This is a genomic window from Roseovarius sp. Pro17 (assembly GCF_035599575.1).
Lineage (GTDB): Bacteria > Pseudomonadota > Alphaproteobacteria > Rhodobacterales > Rhodobacteraceae > Roseovarius.
The window spans coordinates 3,773,386-3,798,399 of the sequence record NZ_CP141179.1 but is presented as its reverse complement, the minus strand read 5'-3'; the positions used below and the strand labels follow the sequence as shown (position 1 = coordinate 3,798,399).

The window sequence follows — 25,014 nt, the reverse complement described above, 5'->3', positions numbered from 1 at the left end:
CCAGTCTCCTTATCGCTATCGCACAAACGTCGCCTCGAATTTGCCGTTCCCAGCGGCGGCGATCCGCAGTAGGGCGATGACATGAAACTGACCCTCACAGATATCGCCCAACTGGCGGAACTGCCCATCGACATGCTGATCGACGCACGCTCGCCCGCCGAGTTCGCCGAGGATCATCTGCCGGGTGCGGTCAACCTGCCCAGCCTAGACGACGATGAGCGTGCGCGCGTCGGCACGATCTATGTGCAGGATGACCGATTCAAGGCGCGGCGCATCGGCGCGGCATTGGTCGCGCGCAATGTCGCGGCGCATCTCGAGGGGCCACTGGCTGAGCACGACGGCAGCTGGCGACCTATGATCTATTGCTGGCGGGGCGGTCAGCGATCGGGATCATTTGCCTCAATTCTGGATCAGATCGGATGGCGCGTCAGTCTGCTGGACGGAGGGTATCGCGCCTATCGGCGACTGGTGGTGCAGATGCTGTACGAACAACCTTTGGCGCTGCGCCCCGTGCTGCTGGACGGCAATACCGGCACGGCCAAGACACGCCTGCTAGAACTGCTGAGCGACACGGGCGTGCAGGTGATCGACCTTGAAGGGTTGGCCAATCATCGCGGCTCGGCCCTTGGGGCGCGGCCGGGTGGTCAGCCCCCTCAGAAGCTATTCGAGGGACGGCTGGCGCAGTGTATTGCGGCGCTGGATCCCGCCCGCCCGGTGGTGATCGAAGCCGAGTCGCATAAGGTGGGCACGCGCATCGTGCCGCCCAGTCTATGGGCAGTGATGAAAATGGCGCCGGTCGTGAGGGTTACGGCCTCCGTCGAAGCGCGAGCGGAATATCTGGCCCATGCTTACGGCGACATGACCGACAAGCCTGATGATCTGCGCACCAGTCTCGATCTGCTCAGGCCGCTGCGCGGGCATGAGATTGTCAATCACTGGCAAGAGATGGTCGGGACAGGCGATTTTGCAGCCTTGGCCGAGGAATTGATCCGCCTTCATTATGACCCAGGTTACCAGCGCGCCCGGGATCGTCAGGATATGGCAACGCCCAAGACAGTCCCATTGCCTGCGCTGGACGATGCCACGCTGCGCGCTGCACTGCCAGATCTGATCGAGGCAATAGACGCATCGGCAGGCACTAACGAAGGGTAATACGCGACGGAGCATCGTCTATCGTGCCAATCTCGGTAGCGGGGATGCCGATTTCGGACAGATGCGCGAGGGCGCTTTCTGCATCTTTGGGCGCGAGAGCGGCGAGAAAGCCGCCGGCTGTCTGGGGGTCGAAAAGAATCTCGCTCTGCGCGTCATTGCCGAGGCCGTGTATATGAGGTCCTGAATAGGCCTTATTGGCGCTATGCAAAGATGAGCTGTGTCCCGCTTCCAGCAGCAATTGCGCGCCCTCCAGCAGCGGTAGGGCCGACATGTCTAGCGTCGCCCCACAGCCGCTGGCCCGGCAGATAGCAAGGAGGTGCCCGGCCAGGCCAAAGCCAGTCACGTCAGTCATCGCATGGGCAGATATCAGGCTCTGTGCAGCTCGTTTGGGGTTTGTGGCCATATGATCCAGCGCGCCGCGCACCACGTCGCCGTCCGCCTTTCCAGCCATATCAGCGGCGAGGATCACGCCGGTGCCAAGTGCGCCGGTCATTATCAGGCGATCGCCGGGCCGCGCGCCACCGATGCCAATGGGCACGCGGCCCGGCTCCATAAGGCCGGTCACTGTGCACCCAATGGTCAGCTCGGCCCCTTGGGTGGTGTGGCCGCCGATGATTTCGGCGCCTGCGTCGGTCATGACGTCTTGGGTGCCCGACATGATTTCGGCCAGTGTTCGGGCCTGTAGAGGGTCGCTCATCCGGGGCAGGACAATATTGATCAGCACAGCCTGGGGCGCGGCACCCATGGCCCAGATATCGCCCAGCGCGTGAAGGGCCGTAATGCGCGCCATGAGCCACGGATCAGCGGTGAAGGCGCGCAGATGATCGGTGCTGATGACCTGCACCTGCCCGCCAATGGATAACGCGCCTGCGTCGTCGCCGGGGCGGATGAGGACATCGGCGCGCTGGCCCTTGGAATGAGCCGCGCGCGCGTTATCAAGTGCGGCGTGTAGCGCGCCGGGACCGACCTTGGCACCGCAGCCGCCGCAGATCATGGGATGGTGGGCCAGTTCCTGCGCCACGCCTGTCGCCATTTCGCGCGGGAGCGGCGGGGTGGGCATTGTGGGGAAGTCGTGAAACTTCTGCATGAAGCGCTGGTCAATCCGGTCCTTCCAGTGCCAGAGGCCCGGCAGGGAAAGGCCTAGCGCGCCGCGATCCGCAACGGCAGCTCTGACACCCAGTGAGACCAGCTTAAGATAGCGCTTTTGCGGCTTGAATCGGCGGGTTTGGGTCTGATCTGTGAGAGCAGCGCGCAGATTGTCGTGCAGGATCGGAGCGGCGCGAACGGCGTAGACGCCAGCCTTGGGGCGCGGGGCATGTGCGAAATGGGCGCAATCACCTGCAGCAAATATGGCCGGATCGTTCCTGCTGCGCAGGTCGGGACCGACGGTGATAAAACCTTCCGTCAGGTCCAGCCCCGTGTCCGCGAGCCACGGCCATGGGCGCGCGCCGGCGGCTGCGACGGTGAGACTAGAGGGAATGGCGATGCCATTCGCGATTTCGACACTATCAAAGGCTACTTTAATGATTTCTGCGTCTTCGCTGAGACTGATCCCGGCTTTTCTCATCCGCGCGCGCAGGATGCGGGCGGTTGCGGGCGCGACGCCGGTGAGGGCGCGTTTGGTGTCGATAACATGCACGCGGGGTGCTGCAGTGACATGGGACAAACGGTATTGCATGGCGAGCGCCAGTTCGACCCCGGCCACTCCGCCACCCAGAATGACGCAATCGGGCGATGCGGAGCCGGCTTGCACGGCCTCGACGAAATTCTGCCAGCGGTCCGCGAAAGGGCCCAGCGGCTTGGCGGCGATGCCGTGGCTGTCGAATCCTGGGATTTTGGCGGGTGCGGACGTAATGCCGACATCAATGGACAGCACATCATACGCGATGTCTGGCCGTCCCTCGACCTGCACACGGCGAGCGGCGCGGTCAACCCCGACCGCGCTGCCGACAATCAGACGTGCCTCGGCGAAACGCGCGAGGCGGCCGAGATCGATATCGAGCGTAGCGCGCGGATAATGCCCGGCGATATGGCCGGGCAGCATGCCGGTATAGGGCGCCTTGGGGTTCGGGTCGATCAGCGTCAGGCGCGCGCCAGGCAAGGGGTTCATACCCCATTTGCGCAGCACCAGCGCATGGGCGTGGCCGCCGCCGATCAGCACAAGGTCACGAGTGAGGGGAAAATTACTGTTCATGTCAACGCAGGCATAAAGCAGTGTTGCATTGTGAAACAAGATGTAGAGACTTAAGCCTAAGCCTGCGCATTCAGTCCGAGGACATTTTTTATGACCGATATCATACATCCGCTGTTGCTGTGCGGCGGTTCCGGGACGCGGCTGTGGCCCCTGTCGCGCAAGAGCTATCCCAAGCAATTCGCCAAGCTGACCGGCGATGAGAGCCTGTTTCAGGCGTCAGCGCGGCGCCTTTCAGGCGAGGGGTTTGCGCCGCCGACGATCATCACCGGCAGCGATTTCCGCTTTATCGTGACCGAGCAGCTGGCAGCGATAGAAATCTCGCCCGCAGCGACGCTGATCGAGCCAGAAGGACGTAATACCGCGCCTGCGGTGCTGGCCGGGGCGCTGATATTGGAGGCGGAAAACCCCGAAGCGGTGATGCTGGTGGCGCCGTCCGATCATGTGATCCCCGACGCGGCGGCGTTTCGCGCTGCGGTGCGCGCAGCGGTGCCTGCTGCAAAGGATGGCCAGTTGGTGACATTTGGTATCCGACCCGACCGCGCCGAGACAGGCTATGGCTGGCTGGCGATGTCCGAAGCGCCTGAGGCTGATTTTGCGCCTGTGCCACAACCGCTGAAGGGCTTTGTCGAGAAGCCTGACGCGGCCAAGGCGCAGGCGTTGCTGGATGGGGGCGCGCATTTGTGGAATGCAGGCATTTTCCTGCTGTCCGTGCGTGCGATCATCGACGCCTTTGCCGCACATGCGCCTGACATGTTGAAAAGTGTACGCGCCGCTGTCGAGGGGGCCGAGAACGATCTAAACTTTATCCGCCTCGCGGCCGCGCCTTGGGCGACGCTGGACGATATTTCGATCGACTATGCCGTGATGGAGAAGGCGGACAATCTGACGGTTGTGCCCTTTGGCGGCGACTGGTCCGATCTGGGCGGCTGGGACGCTGTCTGGCGCAAGAGTGGGCCGGACGACGATGGCGTCGTCACTTGGGGGCCTGCGACGGCGCTGGACTGCCATGACACGCTGCTGCGCGCCGAGGATAGCAATCAGGAGCTGGTTGGGATCGGGCTGAGCGACGTGATCGTTGTTGCGATGCCCGACGCGGTGCTGGTGGCACACAAGGACCGGGCGCAGGAAGTGAAAAGGGCCGTTGCCGCGCTGAAAGCCAAGGGTGCTGTGCAGGCCGAGACGTTACCGCGTGACTATCGCCCCTGGGGCTGGTTCGAGAGCCTCGCAATCGGTGCGCGCTTTCAGGTCAAGCGCATCCATGTGCATCCCGGCGCGGCTCTGAGTCTGCAAAGCCACCACCACCGTTCTGAGCATTGGATCGTCGTCGAGGGCACTGCGAAGGTTACGATTGACGACAAGGTGAGCCTGATCAGCGAGAACCAGTCGGTCTATATCCCGCTGGGCGCGGTGCACCGAATGGAGAACCCCGGCAAGCTGCCAATGGTGCTGATCGAGGTGCAGACTGGTAGTTATCTGGGCGAGGACGACATCATCCGCTATGAGGATGTCTATGCGCGTGGCCAGGGCGCCAAAGGCTAGCGACACCTATTGGCGGTAGTCGCGATACCAGTCGATAAATTTCCCGATCCCTTCGGCGACCGGTGTATTTGGCCGATAGCCTGTCAAATCCTCAAGCAGGGACGAATCGGCCCAAGTGCCGGGCACGTCGCCCTTTTGCATCTCCATCATGTTCTTCTTCATCTCAAAGCCCAGCTTGGCCTCGATCGCGGCGATGAAATCCATCAGTTCGACCCGCTCGCCATTGCCGATATTGACCACGCGGAACGGCGCGGCTGCGCTAAGGCTGTCGTTCGGGGCGATATCATCGGGGTTGTCGGGCTGGACGGGGGGCGTGTCGATCAGCAGTCTAATGCCGTGGACCAGATCATCGACATAGGTGAAATCGCGGGCCATGCGGCCATGATTATATACGTCGATTGCCTCGCCATCCAGCGCGGCGCGCACGAATTTATAGAGCGCCAGATCGGGGCGGCCCCACGGTCCGTAGACGGTGAAAAAGCGGAACATCGTTGTCGGGATTTTCCACAGGTGGGCGTAGGAATGTGCCATATGCTCGTTCGCGCGCTTGGTCGCGGCATAGAGTGTGAGCGGCATGTCGGCCTTTTGCAGTTCATTGAATGGCATGTTGGTGTTCGCGCCATAGACGGATGAGGTTGAGGCCATCAGCAGATGCGCGGGCGCTAGTTCGCGGGCGCATTCCATCAGGTTGAACGTGCCCTCAATATTGGCGGAAATATAGCTACGCGGATTTTCAAGGCTGTAGCGCACGCCCGCCTGTCCGGCGAGGTGGACGATGACGTCAGGCGCAGCGTTCTGAATGCACCGGGACAGCAGGTCCATATCCTCAAGCAGACCCTCATGAGCGGTAAAGCCGGGGGTTTGCAGCAGCATCTGATGGCGGCGACGTTTCAGCGCAACATCGTAGTAATCGGTCATGCCGTCGAAACCGACCACGCGGAAGCCTTCGGCCAGAAGGTGCCGGGCGAGGTGATAGCCGATGAAGCCGGCAGTGCCGGTGACGAAAATCGTGCGCATCTGCATGGTCCTTGCTTTGCCGCCTCGGGGGAGGGTCCGCCGCTGGTTTACACGCGGCTGCACTAAAAAGTCACTGGGCTAATTCGCTGGGCTGATTCGCCATGGAAACCCGGCGCAACTTGTGTGACGGTCCCGGCTGTCGCGCCCTTTCCATGCTGGGACGGCGCGCCTCAAGCGGGAGCAACACCTTGGAGCAGCGACTGACGCCTTTCACGCTGGTCATGGTTGCGCTGGTGGGTGTCCTTTGGGGGCTGAACTGGCCTGCGGTTAAATTCATGCTGCGCGAGGTGCCGCCCTTTACGCTGCGGGCGGCGGGATTCACCGGCGGGGCGGTGGTGCTGTTCTGCATCGTGCGCGGTTTGGGTCACCGGCTGCGTCCCGCACCGAGGGAGGCGCTGCCGATCATTGCGGCGGGTCTGTTCGTGATCTTTGGCTTCAACGTCACGACCGCGCTTGGCCAATTGCTGACAGAAGCATCACGGGCCGCGATCATCGCCTATACGATGCCAGCCATCACAGCTGTGCTGGCGTCAATTTTCTTAGGCGAGCGGTTGACCAAGCGGCGGATCGCGGCAGTGCTGATCGGGCTGGCCGGGCTGTGCGTATTGGCGTCGGTTGATCTGGCGGCGCTGGTCGCAGCACCGCTGGGGCCGTTCCTGATATTGATGGCCGCGCTCTCGTGGTCCATCGGCAACGTGCTGGTGCAAGGGCGTAAATGGTCGCTATCGCCGCTGGCGCTGACATTTTGGTTCTTCGTGGTCTCGTTGATTCTGGCCTGGCCATTGGCGCTGTGGCTGGAGCCGGATGCCTTGGCCATATGGCCGGGACGGGCAACGTGGATGGTATTCGCCTTTCACGTCGCGGGACCGATGGCGACCTGTTATTTCCTGTGGAGCGTTCTGCTGCGTCGCCTGCCTGCGACGGTCGCTGCCATTTCCATCCTGACCGCGCCGACAGTCGGAGTGATTTCGGCCATTGTTCTGCTGGGCGAGCCGGTGAGTTGGCAAAAGATCGTCGCTCTGGGCTTGATCGTGTTGTCGATCGCGATCACCCTGACAGGGCGCGCCAAGCGTCCTACCCAGCCCGACTAGCCCAAGAGGAACCCTGCCATGCGTATCGTCGCCGCCCGTTTCAATCATGAGACAAACACGTTTTCGCCCGTGCAGACACCGCTGGAGGATTTTGGCCCGCTACATGGCGCGGCGGCGCTGGAATTCGGCACTGGGTCGGCAACCGCCTTTGGGGCGTTCATTGAATATGCTCAGGCTCAGGGTGCGGAGTTGGTGACACCGCTGTGCGCGACGGCCAACCCCAGCGGACCGGCAGAAGCAGACGTGTTCGAGGCGCTGGCCGCGCCGATAGTGGAGGCGGTGCAGGATGGCTGCGATGCGATCCTGCTTGACCTGCACGGCGCGATGGTGGCGCGCGGTATCGACGACTGCGAGGGCGAGTTGCTGGCGCGTTTGCGGACCGCAGCACCGGGTGTGCCGATGGGCGTGGCGCTGGACCTGCATGGCAATATCACCACGCGGATGGTCGAAAATTGTGACTGCATTGCCGGGTTCAAGACCTATCCGCATATCGACATGTACGAGACGGGTCGCCACGTGGTGCGCATGATGGATGCCATGTTGCAGGGCGGTCCAGCGCCGGTCATGGCGCTGTCGCATCCGCCGATCCTGGCACAAACATTGAAGATGAACACCGAAGAGCCGGGGATCATGACCGACCTCGTGGCGGCTGCGCGCGAGGCGGAATTGCGCGAAGGCGTTCATGCGGTGACGGTCTTTGGCGGGTTTCCACTATCTGACATTGCCGATGTTGGCGTATCGGTCGTCGCTGTCGCGAACAACGCTGCACTGGCGCGCGGAGTGGCCGATGAACTGGCCCGCGCGGCATGGTCGGGGCGGGAAGGGTTTGTCTATAATGAGGCGCCCTTGGCCGAGACGCTGGCCAGCGCCGTGCGCGCCTCCGAAGAGCCGGGGGATGGCCCGGTTTTGTTACTGGATCATGGTGATAACTGTATGTCGGGCGGCACCTGCGACACAATCGGTGTGTTGGAGGCGGCGCTGGACGCCGGATTGACTGGCATTATCGCCGGGCCGATTTGCGATCCCGAGGTCGTTGCGCAGATGAGAGCGGCTGGAACCGGGGCCGAGATAACGATCGCGCTGGGAAACAAGGTGCCTCTGGAGGGGTTTCCTGCGAAGGCTCCATTGGCTCTAAGTGGCGTTGTGGGCTTTGTTGGGGAAGGTCGTTATGTTGTTAGCGGGCCGATCTATACAGGGCAGACCTGCGACATGGGGCGCGCTGCGGTACTGGAGATGGGTGCGGCAACTGTTCTGATCACCGAGCGCCCGCATGAACCTTGGGATTTGGGTGTGTTCGCGTGCGCAGGCATCGACCCCATCGCGGCGCGGTTTTTGATCCTCAAGTCGCGGATGTATTGCCGCCCTGTCTTTGGCCCGCTATCGCGGATCGTACTGGAATGTGCGAGCGCAGGGATCACCAGTTCGAATCTGGATCTGTTCGCGTTTGAGAAGATCGCGCGGCCGATCTTTCCCATTGATCGCGGTATGGACTGGACGCCCGGTGAGTAGGCGATCGGGTCGCAGCCACACGGAACGGATAGTGTCAGGCCGCGTTCTGACCTTAACCCCAGAAGGAGACGAGACATGACGTTCAACGCCTTGGTCGTAAGTAAGGACGAAGAGAGCGGCAAGACCAGCGCCGCTGTGACCCAGCTATCCGAGAGTGATCTGCCCGATGGCGACGTGACGGTGGCGGTCGAATATTCGACGGTCAACTACAAGGATGGTCTTTGCATCGGGCCCGGTGGTGGGCTGGTACGGAAATATCCGCATGTGCCGGGGATTGATTTTGCCGGCACGATCGAGTCGTCGGATGACGCGCGCTACAAGGCGGGCGACAAGGTGGTTCTGACCGGCTGGCGCGTGGGTGAGGCGCACTGGGGCGGCTACTCTCAAAAAGCGCGGGTCAAGGCCGACTGGCTGGTGCCTTTGCCAGACGGTCTGGACACGCGTCAGGCGATGGCAGTGGGCACGGCGGGATTAACCGCGATGCTCGCAATCATGGCGCTGGAGGATGCGGGGCTGGTGCCCGACGCGGATCCGGTGCTGGTGACGGGGGCCGCTGGCGGCGTGGGGAGCGTGGCTGTCGCCGTACTGTCGCAGTTGGGCTACAAGGTGGCCGCGGTGACGGGACGACCCGAGACGGAAGATTATCTGAAAGACTTGGGGGCGACGCAGATCGTGCCCCGTGACGAACTGACCGAAGTCACGCGGAAGCCTCTGGAGGCCGAGAAATGGTCGGGCTGCGTCGATGCGGTGGCCGGTGTGATGCTGGGGCGGGTACTGAAGCAGATGAAGTACGGCTCGTCCGTCGCCGCGATTGGTCTGGCAGGCGGCGCGCCTATCGAGGGCGCGCTGATTACGCCGTTTATCCTGCGGGGAGTGAACCTCTTGGGCATCGATTCGGTCATGCAGCCATATGAGCGGCGTGTCGAAGCGTGGAAGCGGATCGCGTCGGATCTGCCGATGGAGAAGCTGGAAGCGATGGTGCAACCGGCCACGCTGAGCGATCTGCCGGAACTGGGCCAGGATATCCTGAAGGGTAAGGTGAAGGGTCGCGTTGTGGTGGACGTGAACGGCTAAACCTTAAGAAAGTGTGATCAATACGGGCGGTTAGAGTCGCTCAGCCTATTGAAATCGTTTGACTTTGCGAACGGTCTCGCGTATAGGTTGTGACATGCTGGAAGAAGTGGGCAAGCGGCCCCGAGGGTAAAACCTCGGCGGTCGCTTTTTCATTTTGCGCGGGCGGTGGGGCAACAACGCAATCGCATGAGGCAGTGATCACGAATGAGTTTGATAACACCCGAAGAAGGCCCCTCGGGTCTGAGCGCGACTGTCACTACGCTGGAACGTCAGCTGCGCGGCATGTGTGAGGATCTGGAGGCGCTGTCGGACAAGGTCCGGGCCGAGGATTTTGACGATATCAAAAACCGAAGCCGAATTCTGGGCGACATTCGGCAATGGCTGAAAATGGCAATAGAAGCGGAGACACAACTTGAGCAACGCAAGAAGAAAGAACAGGGGATCGTCAATGGATACGCCCTCGACATGGACGCAGCACGGGATTCGATCGGGTGCCGTCTGGATCGCCTCAGAAGGGCCGGATGTCCGGGACGCTTTCCTAGATAGCCTTGATGAAGGGGAACTGCTGGCGCTGCCCTATCTGTTCGAGTTCTGGGCGATGAAACATCAGCTGCCGCCTGAGGGCGACTGGCGGTCATGGGTCATCATGGGCGGTCGCGGCGCGGGGAAAACCCGCGCCGGGGCGGAGTGGGTGCGCGCGCAGGTCGAAGGATCGACACCCTTGGACGCTGGGCCGTGCCGGCGGCTGGCACTGATTGGAGAGACTGTAGCGCAGGTTAGAGACGTAATGGTGTTCGGCGAGAGCGGTATATTGGCCTGCTCTCCGCCCGACAGGCGACCTGAGTGGCAGGCGTCCAAGGCGCGGCTGATCTGGCCGAACGGGGCCGTCGCGCAGGTGTTTTCCGCGCATGAGCCGGAGGGGTTGCGCGGGCCGCAGTTCGACGGGGCGTGGGTCGACGAGATGGCGAAGTGGAAGAAGGCGCGCGAGACTTGGGATATGCTTCAGTTCGCGTTGCGATTAGGGGAGCGACCGCGCGTCTGCGTGACGACGACGCCGCGCAACGTGGGGGTTTTGAAGGAGTTGCTAAAATCGTCTTCGACCGTCACGACCAGCGCCCCAACTGAGGCGAACAAGGCGTTTCTGGCCGAGAGCTTTTTGGAGGAGGTGCGCACGCGCTATGCCGGGACGCGGTTAGGGCGCCAGGAACTGGACGGCGTTCTGATGGAGGATGCGGAAGGGGCATTGTGGACGACCAGTATGCTGGAAGAGATCCGGGTGGAGTTAGCGCCCGAGATGGATCGTATTGTCGTGGCGGTCGACCCACCTGTGACGGGTGGTCCAAAGGCAGATGAGTGCGGGATCGTCGTGGTCGGCGCAATCACGCGGGGACCGGTGCAGGATTGGCGCGCCTATGTGCTGGCTGACGAGTCGGTCAGCGCAGCCAGCCCGGCCAAATGGGCGGCTGCATCCGTGCGCGCGATGCAGTCATGGGGGGCCGAGCGACTGGTCGCCGAGGTCAATCAGGGTGGTGAGATGGTATCGGAGGTCATCCGGCAAATCGACCCCATGGTCCCGATCAAGACCGTTCATGCAAGCCGGGGCAAGGTGGCGCGGGCCGAGCCTATTGCGGCATTGTATGAGCAGGGACGCGTGCATCACTTGCGCGGGCTAGGCGATCTGGAGGATCAGATGTGCGCGATGACCGTGCAGGGCTACGAGGGCAAGGGCAGCCCTGATCGCGTCGATGCGCTGGTCTGGGCCTTACATGAACTGATGATCGAACCAGCGGCAAAGTGGCGACACCCACGGGTGCGAGCGGTTTAAGGCGTTAGCCGGGCGGTCTGACCTAGGCCGCCCGGCGCGATCACGCTGGATGCGGTTCGGCCCAGAGCGCCCAAAAGGCGAAAAGTGGCGCGTCGCCCGAATGCATCGCGTGCAAGATACCGGGCGGATTGTAGAGAGTGCCGCCAATGCCCGGCTCGAACCAGTTATCCAAGCCTTGCATGAACTGACCGGGGCTGAGAACCAGATAGGTCTCTTCTGGCGGGTGGTCGTGGTCGGGATAGCGGATGTTAGGCGCGACCAGTGATGCGCCGATCCAGACGTCGCTGCGCCGCTCGGCCCCGCCGGGACCGACAATCATGGCGTTGGCATGATTGTCGCCAAAGCCCGGCCCGGCGTTGGTCCAGTCGCCTTTGCGCGGCCACCATTGAAGATCCGACTCGAGCGTCTGAAACGTCTCTATCAGGCGGTGCAGAGTCGGATCAGGGAAATTCTGTGGATTGGCCGCCTGTTCCAGATGGACGCAGGGTGGAAGCCGGGAGCCGAGGGCGTCCGATGGTGTTCCGTGCGTCTCAAGTGCTGCAAAGATGCGCGACAGAGACGCGGTGGCGTGCGGATTCTGGACGCGCGTGGCAAAGGCGCTTTGGGCAGCATCAAGGAAATTTTGCAGAGATTCGGATCGCATTTTGGGGCCTCCTAGCCGTTGTACGTTAGCGGCGCCGTGCAGGGTTGCCCAGAAAAACCGTGTTGGGGACAACGCAGCAAGGGTCGCACCCACCAGCGCACGGTCTGATTTAATTTTCTTAAACCTTTAGGTGTCTGATGCCTTCAACAGCGGATCAAAGGCAGTCGCCTAAAGTTCGGTACGGCACAGCAAGGAGTGACGACAGATGATCATGGACTTCTTTCGGCAAGGCGCGGCGCAGCCTAGCGTCCCCGAGGTCAAGGCCAGCGCGGCGGGCCGCGTGATGGCATGGCATGGCTCAAACCGGGTGGCGTGGAGCGCGCGGGACAGCGGAACGCTGACGCGGCAGGGTTTTGCTGGCAATCCGGTGGGTTTTCGCTGCGTCAAGATGATCGCCGAGGCGGCCGCGGCGCTGCCTCTGGTCTTGCAGGACGCGGAACAGCGTTATGCAGAGCATCCGATGCTGTCGCTGATCCGCAGCCCGAACCCTGCGCAGGGACGCGCAGAGTTGTTGGAGGCGCTTTATGGTCAGCTACTGTTGACTGGCAATGCCTATGTCGAAGCCGTAGGCGGTGCAGATGGCGCGCCGGTCGAGCTGCATGTGCTGCGCTCGGACCGGATGAGTGTTGTACCCGGCGCAGATGGCTGGCCGGTAGCGTATGAATACGCCGTGAGCGGCCGCAAGCATCGGTTCGACGTAAGCCAGGGACATCCGGCGGTTTGTCATATCAAGAGCTTTCATCCGCAGGACGATCACTATGGGCTGTCGCCCATGCAGGCAGCGGCACAGGCCGTGGATGTGCATAATTCGGCTTCGCGTTGGTCCAAGGCGTTGCTGGACAATGCGGCGCGGCCTTCGGGGGCGATTATTTATCGCGGCGCTGAGGGCCAAGGAACGCTGAGCACGGATCAGTATCAGCGGCTGGTGGATGAGATGGAAAGCCATCATCAGGGCGCGCGCAACGCAGGGCGGCCGATGCTGCTGGAAGGCGGGCTGGATTGGAAGCCGATGGGATTTTCGCCCTCGGACATGGAGTTTCAGAAGACCAAGGAGAGCGCGGCGCGCGAGATTGCGCTGGCCTTTGGCGTGCCTCCAATGCTGCTGGGGGTACCGGGGGATGCGACCTATTCTAACTATCAGGAGGCGAACCGGGCGTTTTTCCGGCTGACTATTCTGCCGCTGGCGAGCCGAGTGGCGGCAAGTCTGTCGGACTGGTTGAGTGGGTTCGAAGGCACGGCGCTGGATCTGAAGCCTGATCTGGATCAGGTGCCTGCGCTGGCCGCTGAACGCGATGCGCAATGGGCACGGGTTGCAGGCGCTGATTTCCTGACCGACGGCGAAAAGCGCAGTCTGCTGGGGTTGCCTGCCCTGCCTGAGCCGGGTTGCGCGGATGAATGAAGAGCGCAGGCCGGATGACAGGCGGCCAGAGCGCTATGGCTTTGAGGCGTTCGATTGTGCGCCTGCGCTGCGGCTGGAAGCGAACGAGCGGGTGGCGGTGCTGAAATTTCAAGCGTTGGCAGATCGGCAGAAGAAACTGGAAGAGGCGATGGAGCGTCTGGAGCGGCGTCTATGGCTGGCGGTTTACGGCATCGCGGGCGCGATGCTGGCACAGGCATTGCAGCCCCTTCTAACGGCGGTGCCATGAGGTTTGAGGAAAGGATGAGGCGTATGGATATCGACACAGGGCTGGAGCGCAAGTTTGCACGGTTCGATGCGGACCTGACTGTCAAGGACGGCGTCGAGATCGAGGGTTATGCCAGCTATTTTGGCGACACCGATCAAGGCGGCGATGTGGTGATGGCGGGTGCCTATACCAAATCACTCGCCAAGCTGAGCGCCGAGAGCCGCCAGGTCAAGATGCTGTGGCAGCATGACCCGGCGCAGCCTATCGGCATCTGGGATGAGGTGCGAGAGGACAAGCGCGGGCTTTACGTCAAGGGCCGTCTGCTGGAGGCGATCGGGCGCGGGCGTGAAGCCGCCGCGCTGATCGGTGCAGGTGCAATTGATGGCCTCAGCATTGGGTATCGCACGGTGCGGGCGAGTAAGAACAACAAGGGTCAGAGGCTCTTGCAGGAACTGGAGTTGTGGGAAGTGTCGCTAGTGACGTTCCCCATGCTTCCCAGTGCGCGGGTGGCGGCAAAGGGCGACAACCTGAATGCCGGCGATCTGCGTGAATTGGCGGCGACCTTCGAGGCCGCGCGCCGGGAATTGGCGCGGGGCTAGCGCCGGAAAAACCGACAACGAAACAAGGAGCAGGTGATGAATGAAACCGGGATTTCTCGGGCCGGGGAAGATGTGTCCGAGGGCCACCAGCCGGTGGCCGAGGTGAAGTCCGCCGTGGCGGGCTTTGTGCAAGAGTTGAAGGGCTTTCAGTCCGACATCGAAGAACGACTGCAACAACAAGAAGAGAAAATGACCATGTTCGAACGTAAATCCTTTGTGCCTGCGCGTCCTGTTTTGGCGGGCGGCAATGACGGCCCCGCGCCACATCAGAAGGCATTCAATGCCTATCTGCGTTCGGGCGATGATGACGGCCTGCGCGGTCTGGAGCTGGAAGGCAAGGCGCTGGGCACGTCCGTCGCTGGCGATGGCGGCTATCTGGTCGATCCGCAGACGGCCAGCACGATCAAGTCGACGCTGAGCGCAACAGCATCGATCCGTGCGATTGCCAATGTCGTGGCTGTCGAGGCAACCAGCTTTGATGTTTTGATCGATCATGGCGATGTCGGTCATGGTTGGGCCACCGAGGCAGCTGGCGTAAATGAGACGGCGACCCCCGGCATCGACCGCATCACTATTCCACTGCACGAGTTGAGCGCCCTGCCCAAAGCATCGCAGCGTCTGCTGGATGATTCAGCTTTCGACATCGAAGGCTGGCTGGCTGGCCGTATCGCGGACAAGTTCGCGCGTGCCGAGGCGGCGGCGTTCGTTGCGGGTGACGGTGTGGATAAGCCGACTGGTTTTCTGACCAAGCCGTCGATCGACAATGACGTCTGGACCTGGGGCAACCTCGGCTACGTTCCGACGGGCGTGGATGGCGATTTCGACAGTGCCGATGCGGTGATCGATCTGGTCTATGCCCTGGGTGCCGAATACCGCGCTAATGCCAGCTTTGTGATGAACTCCAAGACTGCTGGCGCGCTGCGCAAGATGAAAGACGCTGATGGCCGCTTCCTTTGGTCCGATGGCTTGGCTGCGGGCGAGCCTGCGCGCCTGCTGGGTTATGCTGTGCTGATTGCCGAGGACATGCCGGACATGGCGAGCGGTTCGATGTCGGTCGCGTTTGGTGATTTCGGCGCGGGCTATACCGTCGCCGAGCGCCCGGACCTGCGCGTTTTGCGCGACCCCTTCAGCGCCAAGCCGCACGTTCTATTCTATGCGACCAAGCGCGTCGGCGGTGACGTCAGCGACTATGCAGCGATCAAGCTGCTGAAATTCGCGACCTCCTAAGCGAGGCGCGGATCGGGCGGGGGTATCTGCCCCCGTCCGTGGCGCGCGCCGCCATTCACTTGATGCGTTGTCCAGCTGCTCCCCTCCGTCCGAGCAACGCTGGTGGCGCGCGCCTGAACCACCGGAGGGATCCGGGACTATCGGAGTTATTCCATGATGTTGATTGAAGAAACCGCCGTTCCCGAGGCCGCGCTGCCGATAGCGCAATTCAAGGCGCATCTGCGGCTGGGAACGGGATTTTCCGACGATGATGTGCAAGGCCCGGTTCTGGCGAGTTTCCTACGCGCTGCTATCGCGTCGATCGAGGCGCGCACCGGCAAGGTGCTGATCGAGCGGGTATTCTCGTGGGAATTGACGGCGTGGCGCACGGGCTATGGGCAGGCGCTTCCGATTGCGCCGGTGAAGGCCATCGAGGATGTCGTGCTGCGGCATATGTCAGGCAGTGAGGACGTGGCCAATCCGGCACATTTCCGGCTGGAGAAGGACACTCATCGGCCCCGGTTGGTGCCAGTGGGCACTATCCTGCCGCCCGTCCCGTCAGGTGGGGCCGTGGTGGTGCGATTTCGCGCAGGCTTTGGCGCGGCGTGGGGCGATCTGCCTGCCGACTTGGGCCAGGCGGTGCTGCTGTTGGCCGCACATTTCTATGAGTATCGCGCCGACACGGCGCTGGGCGGGGGCTGTATGCCTTTTGGCGTGACCAGCCTGATCGAGCGATATCGTACCGTGCGCCTGCTGGGCGGGGGGGCTGCGTGATGAAGCGTATCAACCTTAACCGGCATCTGGCGCTGGAGGCACCGGAGCGCGCACCCGATGGCGCGGGCGGCTACGCCGAGACGTGGCAACAAGTGGGTGAAGTGTGGGCGGAAATCATCGCGCGCACGGGACGCGAAGTCGTGGGCGGTACAGCGCAACTGTCAAGCATCGGCTACAAGATCACGGTCAGAGCGGCGCCCTATGGTGCGCCCTCGCGCCCAAAGCCCGAACAGCGGTTGCGCGAGGGCAGCCGCATTTTCAGGATCGAAGCGGTGACGGAGCGCGACCCGCTGGGTCGCTACCTCACCTGCTATGCGCAAGAGGAGGTGGCGGTATGAGCTATGGCGGATCGGCGGCGCTACAGGCGGCGGTTTACGGGCAACTCATCGGCGATGCGGAGCTATCGGCGCTGGTTGGCGGGGCGATCTATGACGCACCTCCGGCGGGCGCGCTGCCCTCGCTCTATGTGACGCTGGGTCCTGAGGATGTGCGGGATCGCTCGGACGCGACATCGGGCGGGGCGTGGCATCGGTTCACGGTGTCGGTCGTCAGTGATGCCGCCGGTTTTGCGGCGGCCAAACAAGCGGCGGCGGCGGTCGGTGATGCGCTGACAGACGCGGAGCTGAGTCTGGACCGGGGGCATCTGGCGGCGCTGAATTTCTACAAAGCACGGGCGCGGCGCGACGATCAGCTGCGGCGGATCGATCTGACGTTTCGCGCGCGCGTCGACGACGCAGTTTAACCTATTCAATCGGAGACGAGACACATGGCAGTTCAAAACGGCAAGGACCTTCTGATCAAGGTCGATCTAACGGGTGATGGCAACTTTGAATCGGTGGCAGGGCTGCGCGCGACGCGCATCAGCTTTAACGCCGAAAGCGTGGATGTAACGAGCCTGGAGAGTGCGGGCGGCTGGCGTGAATTGCTGGGCGGTGCCGGCATCAAATCGGCGGCGATCAGCGGATCGGGTATTTTCCGCGACGCGGGTTCGGACGAGCGGACGCGGCAGATCTTCTTTGACGGCGAGACGCCCGCCTTTCAGGTTGTCATCCCAGATTTCGGCATTATCGAGGGGCCGTTTCAGGTGACGTCGATCGAATATGCGGGCAGCCATGATGGTGAGGCGACATACGAGCTGTCGCTGGCCAGCGCCGGTCGCATGATCTTTACGGCGATCTGAGATGGCAAACCCTTGGGCAGGTGAGGTGGCGGTAGTCATCGACGGTGAGCGGCGCGCACTAAAGCTGACTTTGGGCGCTTTGGCCGAGCTGGAAGCAGGGCTGGCGGCAGGCTCATTGGTGGATCTGGTCGAACGGTTCGAAGCGGGTGCGTTTTCGACCCGCGACGTGCTGGCGCTGATCGTCGCGGGTCTGCGCGGCGGGGGCTGGCAAGGCACGTCGGGCGACTTGATCGCTGCCGAGATCGAAGGCGGGCCGCTGGCGGCGGCCCGCGCGGCGGCGGAGTTGCTGGCACGGGCCTTCATGTTGCCTGAAAACCGATGAGCGGGTTCGACTGGCCGGGGCTTATGCAGGCTGGGCTGCGAGGTCTGGCGCTGAGGCCCGCCGAATTTTGGGCGCTGACCCCCGCCGAGCTGCGGGTGATGCTGGGCGAGGCGCAAGGCGGCGCGCCTTTGGTGCGGGATCGGCTGGATGCCTTGATGCAGGCCTATCCCGATACGCGAGGAGAGAATGACGATGAGTGACGGTGAAAATCTTGACGCGTTGGACGCACAGATCGAGGCGCTGGACGGGTCTTTGGGCGCTGCCACAGATATGGCAGCGGCGTTCAACGCGGAGCTGGCAAGGGTACGCGGCACGTTCGAAAAGACCGGATATGACGTGGCAACCTTGGACCGCGGGATGAGCCGAGGTTTGAGGCGCGCGATCAAGGGGGCGGTGGTCGACGGAGACAGCCTGTCGTCATCACTACGCACGCTGGCCAGTTCGATGATCAACACGGCCTTTAACGCTGCCGTGAAACCGGTGAGCGATCATGTGGGCGGACTGTTGGCCGGTGGGGTCGGCAGCATTGTCGGGAACCTATTTCCCTTTGAGAAGGGTGCGAGCTTTTCGCAGGGGCGCGTGCAGCCATTCGCCAGCGGCGGAGTTGTTAGTGGGCCGGTGACCTTTCCGATGCGTGGCGGCACCGGATTGATGGGCGAGGCGGGGCCGGAGGCGATCATGCCGCTGGCGCGCGGCGCTGACGGCAAACTGGGTGTGCGCGGCGGCGGTGGCGGCGGAAATGTAAGCGTAGTGATGAACATCACGACGCCCGATGCCGAAGGGTTCCGCCGCAGCCAAGGCCAGATCGCAGCGCAGATGAGCCGGGTTCTGGGGCGCGGTCAGCGCAATCGGTAAAGGGGAGAAAGACCATGGGTTTCCACGAAGTAAGATTTCCGGCGAACCTGAGCTTTGGCTCGGTCGGCGGGCCGGAGCGGCAAACGGATGTCGTAACGCTGGCCAACGGATTCGAAGAACGTAACACGCCTTGGCAACATTCGCGTCGCCGCTATGACGCAGGCGTCGCCATGCGGGGCCTCGATGATATCGAGGCGCTGATCGCGTTTTTCGAGGCGCGGCGCGGGCAGATCCATGGTTTTCGCTGGAAGGACTGGGCCGACTATAAATCGGGAGGTGCGCTGCTGGATCCTGCCTATGACGATCAGCTAATTGCGTTCGGCGACGACCTGTCGCCAACCTTTCAACTGATCAAGACCTATCGGTCGGGCGAGCATACCTACGCGCGCCCCATTACCAAGCCAGTTTGCGGGTCGATTCGAATCGGCATTGGCGGGGACGAGCAGGACGAAGGCGTGCATTACCAGGTGGATTGCAGCACTGGGATCGTGACGTTCAACCACCCGCCGAACGACGGCGAACGGGTGACGGCCGGCTATGAATTCGATGTGCCGGTGCGGTTCGACACAGACCGCGTTTTGGTTAGTGTTGCAAGCTTTCAAGCTGGAGACGCACCGAACGTGCCCGTGGTGGAGATCCGGGTATGAGCGGGCTGGATAGCGCGCTGCACGCGCATTTGCAGACGGGTGTCACCACGACCTGCCGGGCCTGGGCGCTGGAGCGCAAGGATGGTGTCGTATTGGGATTCACCGATCACGACGGTCCGCTCAGTTTTAATGGGCTTACGTTTCGCGCCGATACGGGGCTGAGCGCCTTGGCGATTCAACAGACGACGGGCTTGTCGGTGGACAATACCGAGGCATTGGGTGCGCTGAGCGATACATCAATCCGCGAGGAGGATATCGAGGCGGGCCGCTATGACGGCGCCGAGATCCGCGCCTGGCTGGTCAATTGGCAGGACGTGCGCCAGCGGCATTTGCAGTTTCGTGGCACAATTGGCGAATTGCGCCGCTCGGGCGGGGCGTTCGAGGCGGAGTTGCGCGGCCTGACCGAGGCGCTGAACCGGCCCTTGGGGCGGGTTTACCAAAAGCCGTGCTCGGCTGTGTTGGGAGATCGCAGCTGTGGGTTCGATATGAATACTTCTGGCTACTCCAAGGAAGTGGCCGCAGATGAGATCGAGGATAGGCGGGTTTTTCGATTCGCACCCTTTGGCGGTTTCGACGCGGAATGGTTTCGGCATGGCCGTTTGATCGTTTTGGATGGCACAGCCAAGGGGTTAGGCGGGCTGATCAAGCGCGATGGTATGGACGGCAAACAGCGCGCGATCGAATTGTGGCACCCGCTGCGCGCGGATGTGCGCGTGGGCGACATTCTTCGGCTGGAAGCCGGTTGCGATAAGCGCGCTGTGACTTGTCGTCTGAAATTCCAGAACTTTTACAACTTTCAGGGTTTTCCGGACATTCCCGGTGATGACTGGTCGATCACTGATCCGTCCCGGTCCAGTAGCCTTGATGGAGGGAGTCGGCGATGACCGATATATTTCATCAGCGGGTCGTGAGCGCCGCACGCGGCTGGATCGGCACGCCTTATCTGCATCAGGCGTCTTGCAAGGGGGCCGGGACCGACTGTCTGGGTTTGCTGCGAGGCGTCTGGCGCGAGGTGCTGGGCACCGAACCCGAAACGCCGCCCGCTTATTCGATGGACTGGTCCGAGCCTGCGCGCATCGAGGCGCTCTGGCAGGCGGCGCAGCGACACTTGGTGCCCAAGAATCTGTCAGAGGAAGCGCCGGGCGATGTGCTGCTCTTTCGCATGCGTGACGGCGCGGTGGCCAAACATCTGGGCATTGCAGGTCGCCTGGGCGCTGAGGCGTCCTTTGTTCATGCCTATTCAGGTCATGCGGTCGTCGAAAGCCCGCTAAGCCTGCCGTGGCGGCGCCGGATTGTGGCGCGGTTTACTTTTCCCGAGGAGCGTATCTGATGGCGACTATTCTATTATCTGCTGCGGGTGCGGCCATTGGTGGATCAGTCGGCGGCACGGTACTGGGCCTGTCCATGGCTGCTGTCGGGCGGTTTGCCGGGGGGGTCATCGGGCGCTCGATCGATCAACGACTTATGGGACAAGGCTCGGACGTGGTTGAGACAGGCCGTGCCAGCCGTCTGCGCCTGACCGGATCAGGTGAGGGCGACGCGATCGCGCAGATCTACGGGCGGATGCGCGTCGCTGGGCAAATTATTTGGGCAACTGAATTCCGCGAGGAGGTGAATGTCACCGGAGGGGGCGGAAAAGGTGCGCCCAGCAGCCCCAAAACGAAGCAGTTCAGCTATTCGGTCAGCGTTGCGCTGGCGCTGTGCGACGGCGAGATCAGCCATGTTGGCCGCATTTGGGCAGACGGTAGCGAGATTGCGCGCGACTCGGTCGTAATGCGGGTCTATCCCGGTACCCGCGATCAGCTACCCGACCCCAAGATTGAAGCCGTTGAGGGTACAGGCACCGTTCCTGCCTATCGCGGCACGGCCTATGTGGTGATCGAAGATCTGGACCTCGGCCCATTTGGAAACCGCGTGCCACAATTCACCTTTGAGGTGACGCGCCCATCGCAACTGGAAGTAGAAGGCGCCGAGTTGGACCCGGTTCGCAGCGTGCGGGCGGTTGCATTGTTGTCCGGCAGCGGTGAATACACATTAGCGACGACACCTGTGACGCTGAATTACGGGCCGGGCGCGTCAGCGCTGGTTAACGTGAACACACCCTCGGGCAAAACCGATTTTGCCACGTCGCTTGAGTCGCTCACCGGTGAGTTGCCAGCCTGTCGCAGCACGTCGTTGGTGGTTAGCTGGTTCGGCGATGACCTGCGCTGCGATAATTGCAATCTGCGTCCGAAGGTCGAGCAAAAAAATTATGATGCGCGAAACATGCCGTGGTCAGTCGCTGGGCAGTCGCGGCGACAGGCACTTGCCGTTCCGCAAACCGATGAGGGCAATGCCATCTACGGTGGCACGCCGACCGATACGTCGGTCATTGAGGCGATCATTGCGCTGAAAGACGCCGGGCAGGATGTGATGTTCTATCCGTTCATCCTGATGGACCAGGTCGCAGGCAATGCCCTGCCCGATCCTTACAGCGATGCGGAGTCGCAGCCGCCCTTGCCGTGGCGCGGTCGCATTACGCTGTCCGAGGCGCCGGGACGCGATAACAGTACGGATGGAACAGGCGGGGCCGACGCGGAGGTTGCTGCGTTCTTCGGCACGGCAAGCGCCGCCGATTTCGGTCTCTACCCACAAATTCCAGAGACTCCCGCACCGATCAGCGGAGCGAGGGAAAACGAGTATTTTGATCTGTTGAAACTCGAGCCGCTCCAGCCGATCAGCCCGGTCACCTATACCGGTCCGGATGAGTGGAGCTATCGGCGATTTATTCTGCATAACGCTGCAATTTGCGCGATCGCGGGCGGGGTCGAGAGTTTCTGCATCGGCTCGGAGATGCGTGGACTGACGCAAATTCGCGGCTCAAACGGCAGCTTTCCTGCGGTGTCGGCACTGATCGATCTGGCAGCCGAAGTGCGTGCACTGCTCGGGCCCGACGTCAAGATCGGCTATGCTGCCGACTGGTCAGAGTATTTCGGCTATCAGCCGCAGGATGGATCGGGCGACCGGTACTTCCATCTGGATCCGCTCTGGGCGGATGAGAATATAGATTTCATCGGGATCGATAATTACATGCCGTTGTCCGATTGGCGCGACGGGCAGGACCACGCGGATGCGGCTTGGGGGTCGATCTATGATCTGGACTATCTCAAGGCGAACATCGAGGGCGGCGAGGGCTATGACTGGTTCTACCATTCGCCCGAGGCGGCACAGGCGCAAATCCGAACCCCGATCACTGATGACGCCTATGGCGAGCCGTGGGTGTGGCGCAACAAAGATATCCGGGGTTGGTGGCAGAACGTGCATCACGACCGGGTGGATGGCGTGCGCGCGACACAGCCCAGCGCCTGGGTCCCACGGTCGAAGCCGATCCGCTTTACCGAGATCGGCTGTGCCGCGATCGACAAGGGCACGAACGAGCCGAACAAATTCGTCGATGCCAAGTCGTCTGAATCGGCTCTGCCGAAATTCTCTAACGGGCGGCGGGACGATTTGATCCAGCGGCAGTATATGCGCGCCATGAGCGACTACTGGGCCGACCCGACGCATAATCCCGTGTCGTCAGAATACGGCGCGCCGATGATCGACATGGATCATGCGTATGTTTGGGCATGGGACGCGCGGCCTTTTCCGTTCTTTCCAAACAATCGTTCGCTCTGGGACGACGGGCGGAATCATGCGCGCGGACATTGGATCACGGGACGCACATCGGCACGGTCGCTGGCGTCGGTCGTTGAAGAGATCACCGCGCGCGCGGGTCTCCTGTACGTCGATACCTCGCAGCTCTTCGGTTATGTCAGCGGGTATTCGGTCGAACAGGTCGGCGAAGCGCGCTCGGCCCTTCAGCCGCTGATGCTGCGCTATGGATTCGACGCGATCGAGCGGGACGGGGTGCTGGTGTTTAGGATGCGCGATGGGCTCCCGGCGGCGCAGATTGGCATTGATCATCTGGTGCGCGACGCCGAAAGCGGCACGCGGCTGGAGGAGACACGCGGCGGCGCGGCCGAGATCGCCGGGCGGGTTCGCCTGCGGTTCATCGAGGCTGACGGTGATTTCAAGGTGATTTCGGAAGAGGCGATTTTGCCCGACGACGCCACCCATGCCGTATCAAGCTCGGAAGTGCCGCTGGCGATGACGCGGGCCGAAGGGCGCGCAGTGACGGAGCGGTGGTTGTCGGAGGCGCGCGTATCCATTGATACCGTGCGGCTGACGCTGCCTCCATCGCTGCTGGCGTTGGGCGCGGGCGACGTGATCGGGTTGGACGAAGCCGGGGGCAAGGGGTTGTTCAGGATCGACCGCGTCGAACAGATGGGCAATGCCCAGCGCATCGACGGCGTACGGATCGAACCCGAAAGCTATCAGCCCATTGACATCGCCGAGACGCCGCCCGACGTGCGCCCGTTCGTGGCGCCGGTTCCGGTGTTACCGCTATTTCTGGATCTGCCGCTAATGACTGGCGAGGAGGTGCCAAATGCGCCCCACCTCGCGGTAACGGCGCGGCCCTGGCCGGGGTCTGTCGCCCTCTTCTCCTCGGGAAGCGATTCCAATTACCGCCTAAACCGGACAATCGAGGGGCGTTCGAAGATCGGACTGCTGGAGACGGCATTGGCACCGTATGACGGCGCGTTGATTGACCGGCGCGATGGGCTGACGGTGCGGATGCTTTCGGGACGGCTCGAAGGTGTGGACGACGACGCGCTGTTGTCGGGTGCGAACCTCTGCGCGATCGGAGACGGCACGCCGGACGGATGGGAAATGGTTCAATTTCGCGACGCCGCTCTTATTGGGCCCGATACTCATTTTCTGAGCCATAGGTTGCGTGGCCAACTGGGCACAGAAAGCGCCGGAGCCAAGGGCTGGCCCGAGGGCAGTTTTCTGGTGATGATCGACGGAATCCCAGGCCAGATTGAACTGGCTGATGCGTTGCGGCGACGGGCGCAGCATTTCAGGATCGGTCCGGCCGGGCGTCCGGTGGACGATCCATCCTACCAGCATGCGGTTCTTGCATTCGAGGGAATCGGCCTGCGGCCTTACAGCCCAGCGCATCTACGCGCCGTTACGTCAGTGGACGGTGCCACGGACGTCACATGGATCCGCCGCACGCGAATTGATGGCGATCGTTGGGACTCGCCCGAGGTTCCGCTGGGCGAAGAAAGCGAAAGCTACCTTTTGCGCATCATGCGCGGCGGAACTGTATTGCGCGAAGTGACGCTGACCGCGCCCACGTGGCGTTATGACACCGCCCAAAAAACGGTAGATGGGGCCGGACCGTTTGAAGTGCATGTGGCGCAACTATCGGCAAAGTTTGGCCCCGGCATATTTGCGCAGGTGGCTGTCGCGGGCTAACCCCGCGCGCACGAAATGCAGAGCGGCGCGGCTGGATCTAAGTCCAGTCGCGCCGGAGCGATGGAATCACCGCAATCCACACAATAGCCGAATTCGCCCTCGTCCATACGGGCGAGCGCCCTCATAAGCCTTTGACGCTCCGCCGCGTGGCGAGCATGATGGGCCTTGGCCATCGCTTGGGCTTGCAATGCATCCATCCGGCTCAGACGGCCCACTGATTGCTGATCCAGCTGGACCGTTGCGCGGTTGTCCGCGCCCAACGCGTCCTCTTGGTCCAGAGAGCGCAGGCGCTTGGCAATCACGCAGCGTAGATGGGCAAGCGGCATATCATCCATTGCAGTGATCTGCTTCATCACGGCTTTGCATTTTGCCATTCCCTCGCGTGTGCTATAGTGGACATCGAAAAAAGGAGCTTGGCC

26 protein-coding genes are annotated in these 25,014 nt (G+C 62.3%); 22 read left to right on the top strand and 4 right to left on the bottom strand.

What is annotated here, in order from left to right; genetic code table 11:
* Positions 1-81 precede the first annotated feature (81 nt).
* Positions 82-1,152, top strand: coding sequence for a tRNA 2-selenouridine(34) synthase MnmH (mnmH, locus tag U3654_RS18370; RefSeq protein ID WP_324752977.1), 1,071 nt, complete (start codon positions 82-84; stop codon positions 1,150-1,152).
* Here mnmH and selD read toward each other — a convergent pair.
* Positions 1,139-3,346: a selenide, water dikinase SelD gene (selD, locus tag U3654_RS18365; protein WP_324752976.1), complete on the bottom strand. Its 2,208-nt coding sequence runs from the start codon at positions 3,344-3,346 to the stop codon at positions 1,139-1,141. The two genes, mnmH and selD, sit on opposite strands and share 14 nt — an antisense overlap.
* Positions 3,347-3,436: 90 nt before the next feature.
* On the opposite strand from selD, the gene U3654_RS18360 reads away from it, so the two are divergent.
* A complete protein-coding gene (locus tag U3654_RS18360; RefSeq protein WP_324752975.1) occupies positions 3,437-4,885 on the top strand; it encodes a mannose-1-phosphate guanylyltransferase/mannose-6-phosphate isomerase in 1,449 nt (482 codons plus the stop codon).
* A 6-nt stretch (positions 4,886-4,891) separates the two neighbouring features.
* On the opposite strand, the gene U3654_RS18355 is transcribed toward U3654_RS18360, so the two are convergent.
* Positions 4,892-5,902 carry an NAD-dependent epimerase/dehydratase family protein gene (locus U3654_RS18355; RefSeq protein ID WP_324752974.1) on the bottom strand — a complete coding sequence of 337 codons (1,011 nt, stop codon included), beginning with the start codon at positions 5,900-5,902 and terminating at the stop codon, positions 4,892-4,894.
* 188 nt (positions 5,903-6,090) lie between these two features.
* Here U3654_RS18355 and U3654_RS18350 point away from each other — a divergent pair, with 188 nt between their 5' ends.
* The 5 genes from U3654_RS18350 (at position 6,091) to U3654_RS18330 (ending at position 11,401) form a co-directional block, all read left to right on the top strand.
* Entirely contained in the window at positions 6,091-6,993 is a 903-nt protein-coding gene (locus U3654_RS18350) for a DMT family transporter (RefSeq protein ID WP_324752973.1), read from the top strand.
* Between the two features lie 18 nt (positions 6,994-7,011).
* The gene (locus U3654_RS18345) at positions 7,012-8,502 is read left to right on the top strand and encodes a M81 family metallopeptidase (protein WP_324752972.1); all 1,491 of its coding nucleotides are present in this window, start codon (positions 7,012-7,014) and stop codon (positions 8,500-8,502) included.
* A gap of 75 nt (positions 8,503-8,577) precedes the next feature.
* On the top strand, positions 8,578-9,576 hold the full coding sequence (locus tag U3654_RS18340) for an MDR family oxidoreductase (protein ID WP_324752971.1): 999 nt from the start codon (positions 8,578-8,580) through the stop codon (positions 9,574-9,576).
* Positions 9,577-9,780: 204 nt separating this feature from the next.
* Positions 9,781-10,122, top strand: coding sequence for a hypothetical protein (locus tag U3654_RS18335; RefSeq protein WP_324752970.1), 342 nt, complete (start codon positions 9,781-9,783; stop codon positions 10,120-10,122).
* Entirely contained in the window at positions 10,025-11,401 is a 1,377-nt protein-coding gene (locus U3654_RS18330; protein WP_324752969.1) for a DNA-packaging protein, read from the top strand. Before U3654_RS18335 ends, U3654_RS18330 begins: the two co-directional genes overlap by 98 nt.
* Positions 11,402-11,441: 40 nt before the next feature.
* Here U3654_RS18330 and U3654_RS18325 read toward each other — a convergent pair whose 3' ends face one another.
* A complete protein-coding gene (locus U3654_RS18325) occupies positions 11,442-12,044 on the bottom strand; it encodes a dimethylsulfonioproprionate lyase family protein (RefSeq protein WP_324752968.1) in 603 nt (200 codons plus the stop codon).
* Between the two features lie 205 nt (positions 12,045-12,249).
* Between U3654_RS18325 and U3654_RS18320 the strand changes: the two genes are divergently transcribed.
* The 15 genes from U3654_RS18320 to U3654_RS18250 all read left to right on the top strand — a co-directional run bounded on the left by U3654_RS18320 (position 12,250) and on the right by U3654_RS18250 (position 24,595).
* Positions 12,250-13,443: a phage portal protein gene (locus U3654_RS18320; RefSeq protein WP_324752967.1), complete on the top strand. Its 1,194-nt coding sequence runs from the start codon at positions 12,250-12,252 to the stop codon at positions 13,441-13,443.
* Positions 13,436-13,690 (top strand): GTA head formation protein, RCAP_rcc01685 family, encoded by a 255-nt coding sequence (locus tag U3654_RS18315; RefSeq protein ID WP_324752966.1) that lies wholly within the window; start codon positions 13,436-13,438, stop codon positions 13,688-13,690. Before U3654_RS18320 ends, U3654_RS18315 begins: the two co-directional genes overlap by 8 nt.
* Before the next feature lie 23 nt (positions 13,691-13,713).
* The gene (locus U3654_RS18310) at positions 13,714-14,268 is read left to right on the top strand and encodes an HK97 family phage prohead protease (protein WP_324752965.1); all 555 of its coding nucleotides are present in this window, start codon (positions 13,714-13,716) and stop codon (positions 14,266-14,268) included.
* A gap of 36 nt (positions 14,269-14,304) precedes the next feature.
* Positions 14,305-15,495, top strand: a complete 1,191-nt coding sequence (locus U3654_RS18305) for a phage major capsid protein (RefSeq protein WP_324752964.1) — start codon at positions 14,305-14,307, stop codon at positions 15,493-15,495.
* 153 nt (positions 15,496-15,648) lie between these two features.
* Complete coding sequence (locus U3654_RS18300) at positions 15,649-16,248, top strand: head-tail connector protein (RefSeq protein ID WP_324752963.1); 600 nt, start codon at positions 15,649-15,651, stop codon at positions 16,246-16,248.
* Positions 16,248-16,586 (top strand): head-tail adaptor protein, encoded by a 339-nt coding sequence (locus tag U3654_RS18295; protein ID WP_324752962.1) that lies wholly within the window; start codon positions 16,248-16,250, stop codon positions 16,584-16,586. Before U3654_RS18300 ends, U3654_RS18295 begins: the two co-directional genes overlap by 1 nt.
* A complete protein-coding gene (locus U3654_RS18290) occupies positions 16,583-16,990 on the top strand; it encodes a DUF3168 domain-containing protein (RefSeq protein ID WP_324752961.1) in 408 nt (135 codons plus the stop codon). Before U3654_RS18295 ends, U3654_RS18290 begins: the two co-directional genes overlap by 4 nt.
* A gap of 24 nt (positions 16,991-17,014) precedes the next feature.
* Entirely contained in the window at positions 17,015-17,428 is a 414-nt protein-coding gene (locus U3654_RS18285; protein WP_324752960.1) for a phage major tail protein, TP901-1 family, read from the top strand.
* A 1-nt stretch (position 17,429) separates the two neighbouring features.
* A complete protein-coding gene (locus U3654_RS18280; protein ID WP_324752959.1) occupies positions 17,430-17,750 on the top strand; it encodes a gene transfer agent family protein in 321 nt (106 codons plus the stop codon).
* Complete coding sequence (locus tag U3654_RS18275; RefSeq protein ID WP_324752958.1) at positions 17,747-17,950, top strand: rcc01693 family protein; 204 nt, start codon at positions 17,747-17,749, stop codon at positions 17,948-17,950. Before U3654_RS18280 ends, U3654_RS18275 begins: the two co-directional genes overlap by 4 nt.
* Positions 17,943-18,605, top strand: coding sequence for a phage tail tape measure protein (locus tag U3654_RS18270; RefSeq protein ID WP_324752957.1), 663 nt, complete (start codon positions 17,943-17,945; stop codon positions 18,603-18,605). The genes U3654_RS18275 and U3654_RS18270 overlap by 8 nt, the downstream gene beginning before the upstream one ends.
* 14 nt (positions 18,606-18,619) lie before the next feature.
* Positions 18,620-19,252, top strand: a complete 633-nt coding sequence (locus tag U3654_RS18265) for a DUF2460 domain-containing protein (protein ID WP_324752956.1) — start codon at positions 18,620-18,622, stop codon at positions 19,250-19,252.
* Positions 19,249-20,136 carry a DUF2163 domain-containing protein gene (locus U3654_RS18260; RefSeq protein WP_324752955.1) on the top strand — a complete coding sequence of 296 codons (888 nt, stop codon included), beginning with the start codon at positions 19,249-19,251 and terminating at the stop codon, positions 20,134-20,136. Before U3654_RS18265 ends, U3654_RS18260 begins: the two co-directional genes overlap by 4 nt.
* Positions 20,133-20,582: a peptidase gene (locus U3654_RS18255; RefSeq protein ID WP_324752954.1), complete on the top strand. Its 450-nt coding sequence runs from the start codon at positions 20,133-20,135 to the stop codon at positions 20,580-20,582. The genes U3654_RS18260 and U3654_RS18255 overlap by 4 nt, the downstream gene beginning before the upstream one ends.
* Positions 20,582-24,595, top strand: coding sequence for a baseplate multidomain protein megatron (locus tag U3654_RS18250; RefSeq protein ID WP_324752953.1), 4,014 nt, complete (start codon positions 20,582-20,584; stop codon positions 24,593-24,595). Before U3654_RS18255 ends, U3654_RS18250 begins: the two co-directional genes overlap by 1 nt.
* Here U3654_RS18250 and U3654_RS18245 read toward each other — a convergent pair.
* A complete protein-coding gene (locus tag U3654_RS18245; RefSeq protein WP_324752952.1) occupies positions 24,592-24,948 on the bottom strand; it encodes a TraR/DksA family transcriptional regulator in 357 nt (118 codons plus the stop codon). The two genes, U3654_RS18250 and U3654_RS18245, sit on opposite strands and share 4 nt — an antisense overlap.
* Positions 24,949-25,014: the final 66 nt, after the last annotated feature.

Excerpts from the sequence above, each read along its gene's own strand:
- mnmH (WP_324752977.1), top strand. The coding sequence starts at position 82 with ATGAAACTGACCCTCACAGATATCGCCCAACTGGCGGAACTGCCCATC.
- selD (WP_324752976.1), bottom strand. The coding sequence starts at position 3,346 with ATGAACAGTAATTTTCCCCTCACTCGTGACCTTGTGCTGATCGGCGGC.
- U3654_RS18360 (WP_324752975.1), top strand. The coding sequence starts at position 3,437 with ATGACCGATATCATACATCCGCTGTTGCTGTGCGGCGGTTCCGGGACG.
- U3654_RS18355 (WP_324752974.1), bottom strand. The coding sequence starts at position 5,902 with ATGCGCACGATTTTCGTCACCGGCACTGCCGGCTTCATCGGCTATCAC.
- U3654_RS18345 (WP_324752972.1), top strand. The coding sequence starts at position 7,012 with ATGCGTATCGTCGCCGCCCGTTTCAATCATGAGACAAACACGTTTTCG.
- U3654_RS18340 (WP_324752971.1), top strand. The coding sequence starts at position 8,578 with ATGACGTTCAACGCCTTGGTCGTAAGTAAGGACGAAGAGAGCGGCAAG.
- U3654_RS18335 (WP_324752970.1), top strand. The coding sequence starts at position 9,781 with ATGAGTTTGATAACACCCGAAGAAGGCCCCTCGGGTCTGAGCGCGACT.
- U3654_RS18330 (WP_324752969.1), top strand. The coding sequence starts at position 10,025 with ATGGATACGCCCTCGACATGGACGCAGCACGGGATTCGATCGGGTGCC.
- U3654_RS18325 (WP_324752968.1), bottom strand. The coding sequence starts at position 12,044 with ATGCGATCCGAATCTCTGCAAAATTTCCTTGATGCTGCCCAAAGCGCC.
- U3654_RS18320 (WP_324752967.1), top strand. The coding sequence starts at position 12,250 with ATGATCATGGACTTCTTTCGGCAAGGCGCGGCGCAGCCTAGCGTCCCC.
- U3654_RS18315 (WP_324752966.1), top strand. The coding sequence starts at position 13,436 with ATGAATGAAGAGCGCAGGCCGGATGACAGGCGGCCAGAGCGCTATGGC.
- U3654_RS18310 (WP_324752965.1), top strand. The coding sequence starts at position 13,714 with ATGGATATCGACACAGGGCTGGAGCGCAAGTTTGCACGGTTCGATGCG.
- U3654_RS18305 (WP_324752964.1), top strand. The coding sequence starts at position 14,305 with ATGAATGAAACCGGGATTTCTCGGGCCGGGGAAGATGTGTCCGAGGGC.
- U3654_RS18300 (WP_324752963.1), top strand. The coding sequence starts at position 15,649 with ATGATGTTGATTGAAGAAACCGCCGTTCCCGAGGCCGCGCTGCCGATA.
- U3654_RS18295 (WP_324752962.1), top strand. The coding sequence starts at position 16,248 with ATGAAGCGTATCAACCTTAACCGGCATCTGGCGCTGGAGGCACCGGAG.
- U3654_RS18290 (WP_324752961.1), top strand. The coding sequence starts at position 16,583 with ATGAGCTATGGCGGATCGGCGGCGCTACAGGCGGCGGTTTACGGGCAA.
- U3654_RS18285 (WP_324752960.1), top strand. The coding sequence starts at position 17,015 with ATGGCAGTTCAAAACGGCAAGGACCTTCTGATCAAGGTCGATCTAACG.
- U3654_RS18280 (WP_324752959.1), top strand. The coding sequence starts at position 17,430 with ATGGCAAACCCTTGGGCAGGTGAGGTGGCGGTAGTCATCGACGGTGAG.
- U3654_RS18275 (WP_324752958.1), top strand. The coding sequence starts at position 17,747 with ATGAGCGGGTTCGACTGGCCGGGGCTTATGCAGGCTGGGCTGCGAGGT.
- U3654_RS18270 (WP_324752957.1), top strand. The coding sequence starts at position 17,943 with ATGAGTGACGGTGAAAATCTTGACGCGTTGGACGCACAGATCGAGGCG.
- U3654_RS18265 (WP_324752956.1), top strand. The coding sequence starts at position 18,620 with ATGGGTTTCCACGAAGTAAGATTTCCGGCGAACCTGAGCTTTGGCTCG.
- U3654_RS18260 (WP_324752955.1), top strand. The coding sequence starts at position 19,249 with ATGAGCGGGCTGGATAGCGCGCTGCACGCGCATTTGCAGACGGGTGTC.
- U3654_RS18255 (WP_324752954.1), top strand. The coding sequence starts at position 20,133 with ATGACCGATATATTTCATCAGCGGGTCGTGAGCGCCGCACGCGGCTGG.
- U3654_RS18250 (WP_324752953.1), top strand. The coding sequence starts at position 20,582 with ATGGCGACTATTCTATTATCTGCTGCGGGTGCGGCCATTGGTGGATCA.
- U3654_RS18245 (WP_324752952.1), bottom strand. The coding sequence starts at position 24,948 with ATGAAGCAGATCACTGCAATGGATGATATGCCGCTTGCCCATCTACGC.